Annotated in this window: 12 protein-coding genes and 3 pseudogenes; 11 read left to right on the top strand and 4 right to left on the bottom strand. The window is 72.1% G+C overall.

Going from position 1 to position 15745, the window contains the following annotated elements; all coding sequences use genetic code 11:
• Window positions 1-80: 80 nt before the first annotated feature.
• The 3 genes from AB0D49_RS01245 (at window position 81) to AB0D49_RS01255 (ending at window position 1633) form a co-directional block, all read left to right on the top strand.
• Window positions 81-248: a hypothetical protein gene (locus tag AB0D49_RS01245; RefSeq protein WP_362748733.1), complete on the top strand. Its 168-nt coding sequence runs from the start codon at window positions 81-83 to the stop codon at window positions 246-248.
• Between the two features lie 369 nt (window positions 249-617).
• Entirely contained in the window at window positions 618-1346 is a 729-nt protein-coding gene (locus AB0D49_RS01250) for a hypothetical protein (protein ID WP_362748736.1), read from the top strand.
• Window positions 1346-1633, top strand: a complete 288-nt coding sequence (locus AB0D49_RS01255) for a helix-turn-helix domain-containing protein (RefSeq protein ID WP_362748739.1) — start codon at window positions 1346-1348, stop codon at window positions 1631-1633. The genes AB0D49_RS01250 and AB0D49_RS01255 overlap by 1 nt, the downstream gene beginning before the upstream one ends.
• Window positions 1634-1806: 173 nt before the next feature.
• Here AB0D49_RS01255 and AB0D49_RS01260 read toward each other — a convergent pair whose 3' ends face one another.
• Window positions 1807-3981, bottom strand: coding sequence for a TerD family protein (locus tag AB0D49_RS01260; protein WP_362748742.1), 2175 nt, complete (start codon window positions 3979-3981; stop codon window positions 1807-1809).
• Window positions 3982-4201: 220 nt separating this feature from the next.
• Here AB0D49_RS01260 and AB0D49_RS01265 point away from each other — a divergent pair, with 220 nt between their 5' ends.
• Together AB0D49_RS01265 and AB0D49_RS01270 are read left to right on the top strand one after the other, a co-directional pair.
• The gene (locus AB0D49_RS01265; RefSeq protein WP_362749305.1) at window positions 4202-4942 is read left to right on the top strand and encodes a GNAT family N-acetyltransferase; all 741 of its coding nucleotides are present in this window, start codon (window positions 4202-4204) and stop codon (window positions 4940-4942) included.
• Window positions 4943-5234: 292 nt separating this feature from the next.
• A complete protein-coding gene (locus AB0D49_RS01270) occupies window positions 5235-9572 on the top strand; it encodes a discoidin domain-containing protein (protein WP_362748745.1) in 4338 nt (1445 codons plus the stop codon).
• 108 nt (window positions 9573-9680) lie between these two features.
• Here the strand turns inward: AB0D49_RS01270 and AB0D49_RS01275 are convergent, their stop codons facing one another.
• Entirely contained in the window at window positions 9681-10103 is a 423-nt protein-coding gene (locus AB0D49_RS01275) for a DUF6299 family protein (protein WP_362748746.1), read from the bottom strand.
• A 306-nt stretch (window positions 10104-10409) separates the two neighbouring features.
• Here AB0D49_RS01275 and AB0D49_RS01280 point away from each other — a divergent pair, with 306 nt between their 5' ends.
• Window positions 10410-10598 carry a DUF5999 family protein gene (locus tag AB0D49_RS01280; protein ID WP_362748749.1) on the top strand — a complete coding sequence of 63 codons (189 nt, stop codon included), beginning with the start codon at window positions 10410-10412 and terminating at the stop codon, window positions 10596-10598.
• A gap of 14 nt (window positions 10599-10612) precedes the next feature.
• On the opposite strand, the gene AB0D49_RS01285 is transcribed toward AB0D49_RS01280, so the two are convergent.
• Both AB0D49_RS01285 and AB0D49_RS01290 read right to left on the bottom strand, forming a co-directional pair.
• Entirely contained in the window at window positions 10613-11014 is a 402-nt protein-coding gene (locus tag AB0D49_RS01285) for a RidA family protein (RefSeq protein ID WP_362748752.1), read from the bottom strand.
• Window positions 11011-12216 (bottom strand): acyl-CoA dehydrogenase family protein, encoded by a 1206-nt coding sequence (locus AB0D49_RS01290; RefSeq protein ID WP_362748755.1) that lies wholly within the window; start codon window positions 12214-12216, stop codon window positions 11011-11013. Before AB0D49_RS01290 ends, AB0D49_RS01285 begins: the two co-directional genes overlap by 4 nt.
• Before the next feature lie 248 nt (window positions 12217-12464).
• Between AB0D49_RS01290 and AB0D49_RS01295 the strand changes: the two genes are divergently transcribed.
• The 5 genes and pseudogenes from AB0D49_RS01295 to AB0D49_RS01315 form a co-directional block, all read left to right on the top strand.
• Window positions 12465-14090 carry an AMP-binding protein gene (locus tag AB0D49_RS01295; protein ID WP_362748758.1) on the top strand — a complete coding sequence of 542 codons (1626 nt, stop codon included), beginning with the start codon at window positions 12465-12467 and terminating at the stop codon, window positions 14088-14090.
• A gap of 25 nt (window positions 14091-14115) precedes the next feature.
• Window positions 14116-14943: a PaaX family transcriptional regulator C-terminal domain-containing protein gene (locus tag AB0D49_RS01300; protein ID WP_362748761.1), complete on the top strand. Its 828-nt coding sequence runs from the start codon at window positions 14116-14118 to the stop codon at window positions 14941-14943.
• 45 nt (window positions 14944-14988) lie between these two features.
• A pseudogene (locus tag AB0D49_RS01305) lies at window positions 14989-15246 on the top strand (adenylyl-sulfate kinase); the annotation flags it as partial.
• Window positions 15246-15434, top strand: a pseudogene (locus AB0D49_RS01310) (phosphoadenosine phosphosulfate reductase family protein); the annotation flags it as partial. The pseudogenes AB0D49_RS01305 and AB0D49_RS01310, both read left to right, overlap by 1 nt.
• Window positions 15422-15742 (top strand): annotated as a pseudogene (locus tag AB0D49_RS01315) (hypothetical protein); the annotation flags it as partial. The pseudogenes AB0D49_RS01310 and AB0D49_RS01315, both read left to right, overlap by 13 nt.
• Window positions 15743-15745 lie beyond the last annotated feature (3 nt).

Here is a 15745-nt window from a genome sequence, read left to right on the forward strand (position 1 = left end):
CCCCCCGGGCACGATGGCATCAGCCGCTCGCCGAACGGGCGGGAGCACGGCGCAACCCCAGCAGAGAGGACCTTCAGCAGATGAGTAACCGACAGCGCAACCGGCGGGTGATCCGCCTGCGGAAATCACCCGGATTCCCCCCGAGCCGGCGTCGGCCGAAGACGGACCCGGCCGACGGCGCCATCCCGGGTGCCGCGACGACCGAGGCGACCGACACCCCGAACACCGCGTCGAACGACCAGACCTGAGTCGTCGACGCAGGAGGGCGCCCGTCTCCGGGCGGGCGCCCTCCCCGGGCGGCCCGGGACAGCGCCGCTCCCGGAACCCAGTGGCTGTGTCTCCCGGCACTTAATATCCGCTCAGGACCAATGTCAGCAGTCCTGCGTGAGCGTCTACGAAGCCACGCGCATCTGCCAAAAATCGTGACGCCTGGGGCTGCTTCCCGTCTTGCCCCATTCTCAGATCCCCGGCCCATGGCCGCACGGCACCCTGCCACCACCCGCTCAAGGATTCCCTCATTCCGAGCGAGAGGACATTTCGTGAGTAATTCAACATCCACGAGCGTACTCACCGCGGTAAAGGAACACTTCGACGCCGCCCAGGCCAAGGAGACGACGTTGACCCTCAGTAGCGGATCAGACCTCCCGGAGCTGATCCGCATGACTGCGGCCGACGCGTACCAGGCCCTGTACGCACCCGAACCGGACCCCTGTCTCTCGGCCGCGATCTGGGAGGCGGCACTCCGTACGGCCCGGACCGATCACACCCCGGACGGGACCGGAAAGCTCCTGCTCATCTGGCTGGCCGCGCCGAAGCTCACCGAGGCGGTCCAGCTGATCTGCGGGCGCCTGCGCACCGACCGGGCCGACGTGGAGTCCGAGCTGGTACTGGCCTTGCTGGAAGGTCTCGCGGAGTACTCGCCGAACAGTTCCGGAGCCAGGGCGGGCGTGGCCATCCCAGCCGAGTCCGGTATCGAGCCACTGCTCAAGGCCGCGCACACCAGGGCCTGGCAGTTCGCCCGTGCCGATCTGCGGGAGACCGCTCCCAACCGGCTCAAGGACCTCGCACACGACGAGTCACCGCACCTGGAGGCGGCTGACGACGTGCCGTCCGCCACGGGACATCAGGTTCTGGAAGTGCGGATCGTCCGTCCAGCCGGGCCCGACGGACTGCACGCCTCTCTGCGCTTCCGGGTACGCCCGGAGCACCTGCGGGCCGACACGCTCGCAGACGGCGAAGCGGGGGCCAAGGGCCGGCCGGATCGGGGTCGCGATTCCCGCAAGCGGCGAGCCAAGCGTCGCATGCGCAGCGCTCCGGGCCGCCGCCGCAGCATGAGGAGGCCGTGATGCCCCCCGCTCGTGGTCAGCTGACCTTCACGGAACTGTTCGACCTGCCTGTCGTCCTCGATCTACGCACAGCGGCTCGTGCCCTCGGCATCTCCGCGTCGACCGCCTATCAGCTGATCCACCGGAACGAGTTCCCCTGTGTCATCCTCCGCGTAGGCGGCCAATACCGCGTCCCCACGAGTCAGCTGATGCGCGCCCTGGGCATCGAGGAACGGTCCCTGTACGACCTGGAACTGGGCCCTGACCCGGATTCAGACACGGACGACCCCTGGCGGACCGGCACGTAAAGGGCACCACCCACCACAACCCCACCCGACGACCCCGGGCGGACGCCCCCGCCACACCGGCAGGGGCGTCCGCCCGGGAATCCGTCGACGGCGAGGAAAGCGAAGGAGCTTGTTCAGCAGGAAAGTTGAGAAGGAAGCCCCTTCATGGCCTCGCCGGTGGTGAACGCTAGCACTCACCCCGGGATCAAGTCGCGCAGGTTTTCGACGGTCACGACCTGGGAGTCCGGGTGGAGACCCTCGGGGCGTTCCAGGCCGATGTACAGGACGGGCTCCGGCGGGGGCGGGGTGCCGGGGTGCCAGTGGTCCAGCGTCGTCGTGGGGGTGGACAGGAGGGACACGAGGTGGCGGACCGTCAGATAGTCCCGCTCCACCACCGCCCGTACCAGCTTCGCCACCGACACCTGGTTCTCCTCGACCCGGTTCGCCGCCGAGATCCCCCGCAGATACAGGTGCAGCCACTTCGCGCGCCAGCGGCCGTCGTCCTCCCGGCGGAACACCAGGGGGAGCGCCACCCGGCCCGTGCCGCGCAGGTCCGACTTCATCCGTACCGTGCGCGGCTCGAACGGACGGCCCTTCTGTTCCGCGTCGCGCAGCATGAAGCCGAAGAAGGACTCCTCGACGGTCTCGAAGTCCTCGCCCGCGTAGATGTTGACCTGCGGGACGATGAACGCGGCCGGTATCCGTTCCAGGGAGAGGTCGATGAACTCCGAGGCTCCGTCGGGCGCGGTCGTGATGTCGCCGGAGTGGGTGCCGCCGACGGTCTTCAGGGAGGTGTAGGACAGCCAGGCGTCGGTGCTGTAGTCGGTGTTCAGGAGCAGCGCGGACAGGTCGTAGTCAGTGCGGTGCGCGGTCTGCTTCCAGTAGGTGAAGAAGCGGAGCCGGTCGCCGTCGACCGGTGAGCGCGAGCCGCGCGGCAGGACGCCGAGTCCGGCCGTCGTCGCCCGGCCGCTGAGCGGCAGTGCCACATCCAGGACGGCGGGGTCGACGAGGACGCGCTCCGGGGTCGGGAGCCTGCGGCGGATCTCGGCGTCGAGGGCCTTGGTCAGCCGGTCGCGGGCGTCGGCCGGGACCGGCGGGCGGGCGTCGGGCGTGGCCCAGCCGCGGCCCCGGCGGTTGATGAAGATCCGGGGCTCGCCGGTCTCCCGCTCCCGGTTGTGGAAGTGCTCCCGGACCGACAGCACGACCCGCCCGGACACCTGAGGGGCGACCCGTACGGCCGTGTCCACGACCAGGTCCCGCTCCGCGTCGTCCACGGCGATCCGCAGCAGGTGGTCCAGGGCGCGGAACAGCCGGCCGGGGGACGACGACAGCATCCGTACCGCGCCCGGCACGTCGAGGTCGGCGAGGCGTTCCTCGACGCGGCTGTCCAGGGTCCGGGCGCGCCGCTCGCCCCGGGCCACCGCGAACACCTGGGCCGCGTGCGGCCAGCGCGGGTACTCGTGCGGATGCAGCCGCTCACCGAGCCGCTTGAAGGGCTCCCGGTGCGCGGTGACATCGCTCAGCTTCGCGGGGGTCGCCGCGATCAGGGCGTCCAGGGCCGCGAGCAGGGCGCGGCGGACCGGGCGCGGCAGCGTCCGGAACCTGGTCGGTTCCAGCAGCGTCACATCCCCGCCGGACAGCGCGCACGCCAGCCGCAGCACATCCGTCACCGTGTCCACCAGCAGGTCAGCGCCCACCGCGAGCCGGGCCGCGTTCACCACCGCCCGGTTCTCCCGGATCGGGATCGCCTCCGGCTGGGGTCCGCGCGCACACCGTCCGGCGAGCACACCGAGGTCGCTCAGGTGCTCCTCGCCCAGCGGGGTCGTACTGCCCGCGAGGGAGAGGTAGAGGGCGGTCAGTTCGGTGTCCAGGTCCCGCCCCAGGTGGAGGACCGTCACACGGTCACCGGCGGCGGCGATCAGCTCGTCCTGTGCCGCGAGGAGTTCCTCGTAGGTGTGCTGGTAGCGGCCGTAGGAGGGGAGGGAGAGCAAGTTCAGGAAGCCGGACGCCAGTTGGGACAGCACGCCTTCCCGGGCCTCGGGGTCGCTCAGCGCCTCCGCCACGCAGCGCGCCCAGAACTCCTCCGTGTCCGGCACGTTCGCCGGGAAGTCGATGAAGTAGGTGTTGTGCCGGACGTGGTCGCCGGACATCTCCGCCACCGTGCGCAGCGTCCGCCGGGCGGTGTGCAGGACCGCGGCGCCGGACAGGTCCGACAGCCGGGCCAGCAGCTCCGCCGACAGCTTGAACCCCGCCGACGCCAGTGCCGCGTCGAACTGGCGCGCGGCAGCCGCGCTGTCCCCCGCGGACCCCCTCGGGGCCGGGACGCGATGGGTGTGCCGGACGACCAGCGCTTCAAGAACGTGCTCCATCCGGGCATGGTCGCAGAGGTGTACGAATCACCGCACCGCACTTTTGTACGCGCCCCGCCTCTGTGCTAACCCAGAGGGCGTCATGCGCCGCCGCGCGCCCCACGCGCCCGGCGGCGTCCACTCCCGACCCCAGGGGAACCCGGTGACCGAACGCGCGGAATCCACGGAATCCACGGAATCCATCGAATCGGCGGAGCAACTCGCCGCCGCCTGGCGCTCCATGGTGCTGGACCGTACCCCGGACGCCGACGTCCGCGACCTGCCCGGGATCGCCGTGCGCTGGGCCGACAGCCGGTTCGCCTTCTGGAACTGCGTCACCCTCACCACCGCCGACCTCACCGAGGACGTCCTCGCAGGGCGGCTGGCGGAGGCCGCCGCCGTCATGCGGACCAAGGAACGCCCCGGGTTCCTCTGGCTGTTCGAAGGGCTCCTCGACGAGGACGCCCGTGCCGCACTGCCCGCCGCCGCCGAACGCGCCGGGCTCCAGTACTTGTTCCCCGCCACCGGCATGGCCGGGAACATCCTGCCGCTGCCCGAACCCCGCCACCCCGACCTGACCTTCGTCCGCGTCACCGACGACGACCAGTTGCGCGCGTACGCCGATCTCAACTCCCGTGCCTACGGCTTCCCGCTGGACGACGGACGGGACGGGCTGCACGGGTCGGCGCTGTGGAAGGACGGGGTGCACGCCTATCTGGCGATGCGCGGCGACACACCGGTGGCGTGCGCGGGGACCATCGAGGCGGACGGACGGCTCTTCGTCGCCCTGGTGGCCACCGCGCCCGAGTGGCAGCGGCGGGGGTACGGCGAGGCGGTCACCCGCAAGGCGCTGTACGAGGGGGCCCGCGCCACCGGGCTCACCCGCGCCACCCTGCACGCGACCGAGGCGGGCGCCCCCGTCTATCTGCGGATCGGATTCCGGCCGAATTCACCGATCCGCTTCTACGGACTGCGGGACTGACCCGACCGGTTCCCCCATCGCACCACACCGAGCGGCCCTCGCGACTCCCCCGAGCGCGAGGGCCGTTCCCGTTCACGTTCCCCTTCCCGGCTCCCCCGGCCTCCGTCTCACACACACCCCTCACGCACCGATCTTTGTCATGCGCATGGACGAAGTCCCCACCTTCTGCAACGCTTCAGCAGTCCTATGCAAATTGCTTGCAGAGCAACGCTTCTCAGGATCACTCTCTCGCAACTTACTGACAGACACGGCAGACGCGAGAGCCACCCCACCCCTGCGGACGAGGAGCACCATGAGCAGCACCCAAGCCAGCGGCACCCAACCCGGCGGCAGTCCGGCCCGCGGCCGGCGATTCAGAGGACGGTGGCTCGCCATCGCCCTGGCGGGCGGTCTCGTGGCCGTCGGCGGACCCACCCTCCCCGCGCTGGCAGCCCCCACGGCCCCCGCGAGCGCAGCGACCGGCGCCGCAGCCGCCAGCAGCGCGGCCGGGCACACCGCCGCCGCGCTGGACGACGGCGACAGCGGCACGTACTGGCAGAGCGACCGGGGGGAGTTCCCCGCCTGGGCGCAGATCGACCTGGGCACCAGCACCAAGATCGACCGGGCGGTGCTGAGACTGCCCGAGGGATTCAAGACCCGGACGCAGACGCTCGCCGTGCAGGGCAGCGCGGACGGCGAGGCGTTCCGCACGCTGGTGCCCTCGGCGAAGTACACGTTCCGGCCCGGCGACGACAACACCGTGACCGTGGACTTCCCGGCGCTGGACACCCGTTATCTGCGGGTGGAGATCACCGCCAACAGCGTGGCGGGCGCCGGTCAGCTGGCCGAGCTGGAGGCGCGCCGGGCGACCGGCAGCAGCGCCGATCTGGCGCGCGGCACCCGGCTGACCGCCAGCAGCGCGGCGGCCGGGCACGCGGCCGGTGCCGCCGCGGACGCCGACCGGGCCAGCTACTGGCAGAGCCGCGCGGGCGACTCCTCGCCCTGGATCGAGAGCGATCTGGGCGCGGCGCTGCCGGTGAACCGGGTGGTGCTGAAGGTGCCCGCCGGGTTCGACGCGCGGACCCAGTCACTGAAGGTGCAGGGCAGCACCGACGGCAGACACCACACCGATCTGGTCGCCCAGGCCGACTACCGGTTCGACCCGGAGAAGGGCAACCAGGCCACCATCAGCTTCGACACCACGACCACCCGGTACGTACGGCTCGCCCTCACCGGCGCCGCCGGGAAGTCCGCCGGGCGGCTCGGCGCGTTCGAGGTGTACGGGCCGGGCACCGGCGACGCCGAGGCGCCCTCCGCGCCGCGCGCCCTGGAGCTGACCGAGCCCGGCACCGGGAAGGTCGCCCTGTCCTGGCAGGCGGCGAAGGACGACACCGGGGTCACCGGGTACGACGTCTATCTGGGCGGGGTGCTGCGGACGACCGTCGCCGGGGATGTCACCTCGTACACCGACGACCAGCCCGCGGACCGGACCCTGAGCTACAAGGTCACGGCCCGGGACGCGGCCGGGAACCAGTCGGCGGCGAGTAACACCGTGACCCGGAAGGCGGGCCGGGGCGACACCCAGGCGCCGACCCCGCCGACCGGACTGACCGCGAAGGCCGCCGGGTCAGGCGATGTACGGCTGGCGTGGGCGAGGTCGGCGGACGACGAGAAGGTCACCGGGTACGACGTCTACGCCGACAACAAGCTGCGCGGGAGCGTCGCCGGGAACGTCACCTCGTACACCGACGACCAGCCCGCCGGGGCCACCGTGGGCTATCAGGTGCGGGCCAGGGACGCGGCCGGGAACACCTCGCCGCCCAGCGCCAGGGCCGCCACCACCGGGGACGCCGGGATTCTCGCCACCAACCTGGCGGTCGGCAAGCCGGTGGTGGAGTCCGGGCATGTGCACACATTCGTCGGGACCAACGCCGTCGACAACAACGTGGGCACCTACTGGGAGGGCGCCAGCGGTGTCTGGCCCAGTGTGCTGACCGTGCAGCTCGGCGCCAACGCGGACATCAGCCAGGTCGTCATCAAGCTCAACCCCGACCCGATCTGGGGCGCGCGCACCCAGAACATCCAGATCCTCGGCCGGGAGCAGAACCAGACCGCGTACACCAACCTGGTGTCGGCGGCCAACTACAACTTCTCCCCCAGCACCGGGAACACGCTCACCATCCCGGTGACCGCGCGGACCGCCGATGTCCAGGTGCGGATCAACAGCAACACCGGGGCGCCCGGCGGGCAGATCGGTGAGCTCCAGGTCATCGGCGACCCGGCGCCCAACCCGGACCTGACCGTGTCCGGCCTGACCGCGTCCCCGGCGTCCCCGGTGGAGACGGACACCGTCAGCCTGACCGCGCGCGTCGCCAACACCGGCAGCGCCGCCTCCCCGGCCAGCAACGTCAATTTCTACCTGGGCACCACCAGGGTGGCCACCGCCAACGTCGGCGCGCTCGCGGCGGGCGCGTCCAGTGATGTGACCACCTCCATCGGCACCCGGGACGCGGGCTCGTACCAGCTGACCGCGAAGGTCGACGAGGCCAACACGGTCGTCGAGCAGAACGACACCAACAACTCCTTCACCGCCCCGAATCCGCTGGTCGTCCGGCCGGTGGACAGCGCCGACCTGGTGGCCGCGCCGAGCGGTTGGTCACCGGACAACCCGGCGGCGGGCGCCACGGTCACCTTCAGTGTCGGCCTGAAGAACCAGGGCACCATCGCCTCCGCGGCCGGCGCGCACAACGTCACGGTGACGGTGCTCAACGAGGCCGGTGCCACGGTCCGCACCCTCACCGGCAGCTACACCGGAGCCATCGCCGCCGGGGCCACCACCAGCCCGATCGCACTCGGCTCCTGGACCGCGACCGGCGGCAAGTACACCGTGCGCACGGTGATCGCGGACGACGCCAACGAGCTGCCAGTCAAGCGCGCCAACAACACCAGCAGCAAACCGCTGTTCGTGGGCCGCGGCGCCAACCTGCCGTTCTCGATGTACGAGGCGGAGGACGGCGTCCTCGGCGGCGGCGCCCAGCTCATCGGGCCGAACCGGACCGTCGGCGACCGCGCGGGCGAGGCGTCCGGACGCCGGGCCGTCACCCTCAACGGCACCGGCAACTACGTCGAGTGGACCACCAAGGAGCCCACGAACACGCTGGTCACCCGGTTCTCCATCCCCGACTCGGCGGGCGGCGGCGGCATCGACGCCACCCTCAACGTGTATGTCAACGGCACCTTCCACAAGGCGATCAACCTGACCTCGAAGTACTCCTGGCTGTACGGCGCCGAGGCGAGCCCCAGCAACTCGCCGGGCGCGGGCCCGGCCCGGCACATCTACGACGAGGCCAACGTCATGCTGGACTCGACCGTCCCGGCGGGCGCGAGGATCCGGCTCCAGAAGGACACGGCGAACACCTCGCAGTACGCGATCGACTTCATCAACACCGAGCAGGTCGCGCAGATCGCCAACCCGGACCCGGCCCGCTACACCACCCCGGGCGGACTGACCCAGCAGGATGTGCAGGCCGCCCTGGACCGGGTCCGGATGGACACCACCGGCACCCTCCTCGGCGTCTATCTCCCGCCCGCCAACTACCAGACGACCAGCAAGTTCAATGTGTACGGCAAGGCGGTACGGGTCGTCGGCGCCGGTCCCTGGTACAGCCGGTTCACCGCCCCGACCGGCCAGAGCAACACGGACGTCGGGTTCCGTATCGAGTCCTCCGCCAACGGCTCGACGTTCTCCGGGTTCTCCTACTTCGGCAACTACGACTCCCGCAACGACGGCCCCGGCAAGGTCTTCGGCGATCTGTCCAACGTCGCCAACCTGACTATCGACAACCTGTGGGTCGAGCACCAGATGTGCCTCTACTGGGCCGCCAACAGCGACAACGTCACCATCAAGAACAGCCGTATCCGGGACACGTTCGCCGACGCCATCAACATGACGAACGGGTCGCAGAACAACCTGATCCAGAACAACGAGGCCCGCTCCACCGGCGACGACAGCTTCGCCCTGTTCGCGGCCACCGACAACGGCGGCGGCAACAACACGGGCAACGTCTACGAGAACCTCACGTCGACGCTGACCTGGCGGGCGGCCGGGATCGCGGTCTACGGCGGCGAGAACAACGTGTTCCGCAACCTGTACATCGCGGACACCCTCGTCTACTCCGCCATCACCATCAGCTCGCTCGACTTCGGGTATCCGATGAACGGCTTCGGACCCGGCCAGACCAAGGTGGAGAACGCCTCACTGGTCCGGGCGGGCGGGCACTTCTGGGGCAGCCAGACCTTCGGCGCCATCTGGATGTTCTCGGCGTCGAAGACGTTCACCGGCATCCGGGTCACCGATGTGGACATCGTCGATCCCACCTACAGCGGGATCATGTTCCAGACGAATTACGTCGGCGGACAGCCGCAGAACTCCGTCCAGGACACGGTCCTGACGGACGTCTCGATCAGCGGCGCCCAGAAGAGCGGCGACGCCTACGACGCCAAGTCCGGCTTCGGCGTCTGGGCCAATGAACTGCCCGAGCCCGGCCAGGGCCCGGCGGTCGGCTCGGCCACCTTCGTGGGGCTGGCCCTCAGCAACAACGCGGTCGACATCAGGAACACCACGTCGACATTCACCATCAACCGGCAGTGACCCGGTGACCGGCCGCCCGCGCCGACAGTGGGCGGCCGGTTCCGGTGCTGGTGCGGTCGGCGGGGGCGTACGCCTCCGCCGGCCGTGTGCGTCCCGACGGGAGGACGTTCACCCCCGGGCCAGCGTGATCGCCTGCTCGGTCACCGCGTGGAAGCGGGGCAACGGCAGCCCGCCCTGCGTCCGCAGTTCGGTGACGGTCGCCTCGACGCTCGCCGGGCCCGCCGCGAGGGCGTCCGGGGACGGCCGCCCGGAGTTGGTCCAGCGGTGCGCGGCGCCGTCGCAGAGCGCGCGGCTGCCGCCGATGCCGTACCGGACGCGCGGGGAACTCTGGGCCAGGGAGGAGCTGATGAAGACCGGGCCGGTGGCGCCGAGACAGCGGTACGTGCCGGACAGGGTCACCGTGCCGTCGGCGGCGATCCGGCCGACCGGGCGGACGGTCACCGACTCGAACGGGCCCGCGGTGGCGGTGGACACGGCGGACAGGGCGGACGCGAGCACGGCCGCGGCGGCGAGAACGGGACGGGTGGGCATGGGGCCTCCTCGGGGTCAGGTTCCGGGGTACCGCGCGGGTCCCGGCCCGAGGGCGGTACGGCCGTCCGACGCCCATGAACGTCACTCCAACGGGGGCCGGGCCCCGTACGGGGCCGTCGCGGACCGGCATCCACCGTCCGGGAACCGTCAGCGAGTTGTCCGTGTGTTGTCACGTTCGCCGCACACCCGTTCCGATGCGTCCGCGCCGGGCGCATGGTCGTCCCACAGGACGCCGCACCCCATCGCCGACGATCACACCGGAAGCGACCTCACCGGAAGCGACCTCACCTCACCAGGAGACCCGCCATGTGCGCGCACCAGCCCTCATGCACCGCCCCGACCACCGCCCAGACCCCCACCGCGCACCTGGTGAGCGCCCACCCCGAACAGGGCTGGAGCCTGCTGTGCGACGGCACCCTCGTCTTCGACGACTCCGGCGAACTCCGCCCCGACGGACGGATCGTCGCCCCGCACCGCACCGCCCTCGCCGCGTGAGCCACGGCCACCCCCTAGGGCAGCACCGCGAAACCGTCCAGCTCCACCAGCGCCGTCTCGTCCCACAGCCGTACGACCTGCACCACAGCCATCGCCGGATAGTCCCGGCCCGCCGACCGCCGCCAGATGCGGCCCAGTTCGGCCGCGTGCGCGCGGTACGCGGCGATGTCCGTGGCGTAGACGGTGACCCGCGCGAGATCGGCCGGGGTGCCGCCCGCCGCCGCCAGCGCGGCCAGCAGATTGGCCAGCGCCCGCTCGAACTGCGCGGTCAGCGACGGACCGCCGGTGATCCTGCCGTCGGCGTCCAGCGCGGTCTGCCCGGCCAGGAACACCACACGGGTGCCGGTCGCGACGACCGCGTGCGAGAAGCCGGTCGCCGGTGCCAGCCCCGGGGGGTTGATGCGTTCGGCGCTCATGCCCCGCCCTCCGTCCTCTGCCGCGCGTTCGCGACCTCGCCGGCCTCCCGGACCTCCCGGATCTCACGGATCTCACGGGCCTCCCGGACCTCCCGGTACAGCTCCTTGGCGATGATCCCGCGCTGCACCTCGCTGGCCCCCTCGTAGATCCTCGGCGCCCGCACCTCGCGGTACAGGTGCTCCAGCAGATGACCGCGCCGCAGGGCGCTCGCCCCGTGCAGTTGCACCGCCGTGTCGATCACGAACTGCGCGGTCTCGGTGGCCAGCAGCTTCGCCATCGCCGCCCGCCGGGGCACGTCCGGGGCGCCCGCGTCGTACGCGCAGGCCGCCGCGTGGACCATCAGCCGGGCCGCCTCGGTGCGCAGCGCCATCTCGGCGACCTGGTGGGCGACGGACTGGAGGTCGGCGAGCTTGCCGCCGAAGGCGTCCCGGGCGGCGGTGTGGGCGAGCGTGGCGTCCAGCGCGGCCTGGGCCATGCCGACGGCGAAGGCGCCGACGCTGGGCCGGAACAGGTTCAGGGTGTCCATGGCGACCCGGAAACCGCCGTCGACCGGACCGAGGACGTCCGCCCGGGTCACCGGTACGGCGTCGAAGCGCAGGGCGCCGATCGGGTGCGGGGAGAGCATGTCGAGGGAGGTGCCGGTGAGGCCGGGCCGGTCGGCGGGGACCAGGAACGCGGTGATCCCGCGGGCCCCGGCGCCGGGCGTGGTGCGGGCGAACACGGTGTAGAGGTCGGCCTCGGGGGCGTTGGAGATCCAGCACTTCTCACCGGTGAGGGTCCAGCCCCCGGCGCCGTCGGGCTCCGCGGCCAGCCGCAGCGCCGCCGCGTCGGAACCGGCGCCGGGCTCGCTGAGCGCGAACGCGGCGACCGAACGGCCCCGCGCCACACCGGGGAGCCAGCGCTCGCGCTGGGCGGGGGTGCCGTGGGCGTGCACGGGGTGGGCGCCGAGGCCCTGGAGGGCGAGGGCGGTCTCGGCCTCGGTGCACTCCTGGGCGAGGGACTCCCGCATCAGACAGAGGTCGAGCGCGCCGGAGGTGAAGAGCCGGGCGGTCAGCCCGAGGTCGCCGAGCGCGGCGACGAGGGGCCGGTTGACATGACCGGGCTCGCCCCGGTCGGCGAGCGGGCGCAGCCGGTCAGCGGCCAGGGCGCGCAACTCGGCGCACCAGGCCGTCTGTTCCGGTTCGAGCGAGAACGCGGGCACGGCCGGACTCCTCTCTCTTCTCTTCGCAGAGCCTTGTCTTCGAAGCCTTGTCTTCGGAGCCTTCTCTTCGCAGAGCCTTCTCTTCGCAGAGCCCTCTGTTCGCACAGCCCTCTGTTCGCAGAGCCCCCTGTTCGCAGGACCCCGTGTTCGCGGGACCGTCCACGTTATCGCGTCCCATTGACTGTCGTCACCAACACGTTACGCTCCCTGACACGACCCGGCCCACCCGGCAAGGGGGCGATCCACCCATGGACGGTCCGACCCGCTCCGCCCACCTCGACACCTTCGCGCGCGACCACCTCCCGCCGCGCGAACAGTGGCCGCGACTCCGCTTCGACCTGCCCGAGCTGCGCTATCCCGAACGGCTCAACTGCGCCGCCGAACTCCTCGGCGGCGGCGCCCCGGACGCCCCCGTCTTCCGCACCCCGGACGCCGCTCCCTGGACGTACGCCGAGCTGGGCGCCCGGGTCGACCGGATCGCGCATCTGCTCACCGGCGAGCTGGGCGTGGTCCCCGGCAACCGGGTGCTGCTGCGCGGCCCCACCACACCGTGGCTGGCCGCCTGCTGGCTGGCGGTGCTGAAGGCGGGCGCGGTCGCGGTCACCGTGCTGGCCCAGCAGCGCCCGCACGAACTGGCCACCGTCTGCGAGATCGCCCGGGTCCGGCACGCCCTGTGCGACAGCGCCGCCCTCGACGACCTGACCCGCGCGGACATACCCGGGCTGCGGATCACCCCGTACGGCGGTGACGGCCCCGGCGATCTGCTGCGCCGCCCGGCGCCGGACACCCCGTACCCGGCCGCCGACACCGCCGCCGACGATGTGGCGCTGATCGCGTTCACCTCCGGAACCACCGGGCGGCCCAAGGGCTGTATGCATGTCCACCGGGACGTGCTGGCGATAGCGGACACCTTCTCCCGCCATGTGCTGGGGCCGCGCGCCGACGATGTGTTCACCGGGTCGCCACCGCTCGGGTTCACCTTCGGGCTGGGCGGCCTTGTGGTGTTCCCGATGCGGGCCGGTGCCAGTTCCCTGCTGCTGCCCCAGGCCGGTCCCCGCCAGTTGCTGCCCGCCATCGCCGAGCACCGGGTGTCGGTGCTGTTCACCGCGCCGACCGCGTACCGGGCGATGCTCGGCGCCCTCAACGGGCACGACGAGCACGACGTGTCCTCGCTGCGCCGCTGTGTGTCGGCCGGGGAGAACCTGCCCGCCGCCACCTGGCACGCCTGGCGTGAACGCACCGGCCTGAGGATCATCAACGGCATCGGCGCCACCGAGCTGCTGCACATCTTCATCTCCGCCGCCGACGACGCCATCCGCCCCGGCACCACGGGCGTCCCGGTGCCGGGCTGGGAGGCCCGGATACAGAACGGCGACGGCGAGCCGGTGCCCGACGGCACCCCGGGGCTGCTCGCGGTGCGCGGCCCGGTCGGCTGCCGCTATCTCGCCGACCCGCGCCAGCGCGACTACGTCCGCGACGGCTGGAACATCACCGGCGACACCTATGTCCGGGACGCGGAGGGCTACTTCCGCTATGTGGCCCGCGCCGACGACATGATCATCTCGGCCGGGTACAACATCGCCGGACCCGAGGTGGAGGACGCCCTGCTGCGCCACCCGGACGTGGTGGAGGCGGCGGTCGTGGGCCGCGCGGACGCCGAACGGGGACAGGTCGTGGTGGCGCACGTGGTGCTGAAGGAGGGCGGGCGGCGGGACGCGGACGCGCTGCGCGCCTTCGTCAAGACCGAGCTGGCGCCGTACAAGTGCCCGCGCGAGATCGTGTTCCTGGACGCGCTGCCGCGCACCGCGACCGGCAAGCTCCAGCGGTTCCGGTTGCGCGAGCCGGACCGGGCCCGCCCGGTGGACCTCGGGTGACCAGCGGCGATACCGGATGCCTAAAATGATCAACGTGTCCGACCAGCATGCCCCACGGTCCCTCATCGTCACGCTCTACGGGGCGTACGGCCGGGACTTCCCCGGTCCCGTGCCCGTCGCCGAACTCATCCGGCTGCTGGCCGCGGTGGACGTCGACGCGCCCTCCGTACGGTCCTCGGTGTCCCGGCTGAAGCGGCGCGGGCTGCTGCTGCCCGCCCGCACCGCCGAGGGCGCCGCCGGGTACGCACTCTCGCCGGACGCCCGGCAGTTGCTCCAGGACGGCGACAGACGGGTGTACGCGCCGCCGCCGGACGACGACGAGGGCTGGGTGCTCGCGGTGTTCTCGGTCCCGGAGTCGGAGCGGCAGAAGCGGCATGTGCTGCGCTCCCGGCTGTCCGGGCTCGGCTTCGGCACGGCCGCGCCGGGCGTGTGGATCGCCCCGGCCCGGCTGTACGAGGAGACCCGGCACACCCTGGACCGGCTGCGCCTGGACGGCTATGTGGAACTCTTCCGCGGCGAGCACCTCGGCTTCGCGCCGACCGTGGAGGCGGTGGCCCGCTGGTGGGACCTGGCCGCCATCGCCAAGGAGCACGAGGCGTTCCTCGACCGGCACGGACCGGTACTGCGGACCTGGCGGCGGCGCACCGGCACCCCGCCCCAGGAGGCGTACCACGACTACCTTCTCGCCCTGGACTCCTGGCGCCACCTCCCCTACGCCGACCCCGGTCTGCCGCCGCGGCTGCTCCCCGACGGCTGGCCCGGCGCCGCGTCGGCGGCGGTGTTCCGGGAGCTGCACCAGCGACTGCGGGACGCGGGGGCGGAGTTCGCGGGGGTACCGGAACGTCACGCGTGACCGGTGTGACACCCGGCACGCCCTGAGAGACGAGGACTGTCGCGGATGACCACCAGCACGGCCGGGGCGCGCGGAGCCGGGGCCACCGTGTGGCTCACGGGGCTGCCCAGCGCCGGGAAGACCACCATCGCCCGGTTGCTCGGGGACCGGCTGCGGGCCGGCGGACACCGGGTGGAGATCCTGGACGGCGACGAGATACGGCGTCTGCTCTCCGCCGGGCTCGGCTTCTCCCGCGCGGACCGGCACGCCAACGTCCAGCGCATCGGCCTGGTCGCGGAGGTGCTGGCCCGCGACGGCGTCCTCTGACCGGCGCCGGGGCGGGCGGACGCCCCCGCGCGCTGTCGCCCCTGGACGCGCTGGAGTCCGAGGCCGTGCACATCGTCCGTGAGGTGGCGGGCGAGTTCGAGCGACCGGTGATCCTTTTCTCCGGCGGCAAGGACTCCCTCGTCATGCTGCATCTGGCGCTGAAGGCGTTCGCGCCCGCGGCGATCTGATCACGGCGGGCCCCGGACCCGCCCTCACGCAGGACGTCCACGCGGCCGTCTGCCATCTCGCCGACCGCCCGCTGCGGGTCGGCGACCGGGTCCTGGTCCGGCACATCACCCGGACCGTGCGCGCCCGGGTGACCGGCCTGGCCGGGGCGGCGGCGCTGGCCGCCAACGACCTGGGCCGGATCGCCCCGCGCACCGCCGAGCCGCTCCCCCTGGACCCGTACGCGATGTCCCGCCCCACGGGCGCGTTCCTGCTGATCGACCCGGCGGACGGGGCGACGCTGACGGCGGGGATGGTGCAGGACTAGTTC

The organism is Streptomyces sp. NPDC048290 (assembly GCF_040652095.1).
GTDB lineage: Bacteria > Actinomycetota > Actinomycetes > Streptomycetales > Streptomycetaceae > Streptomyces.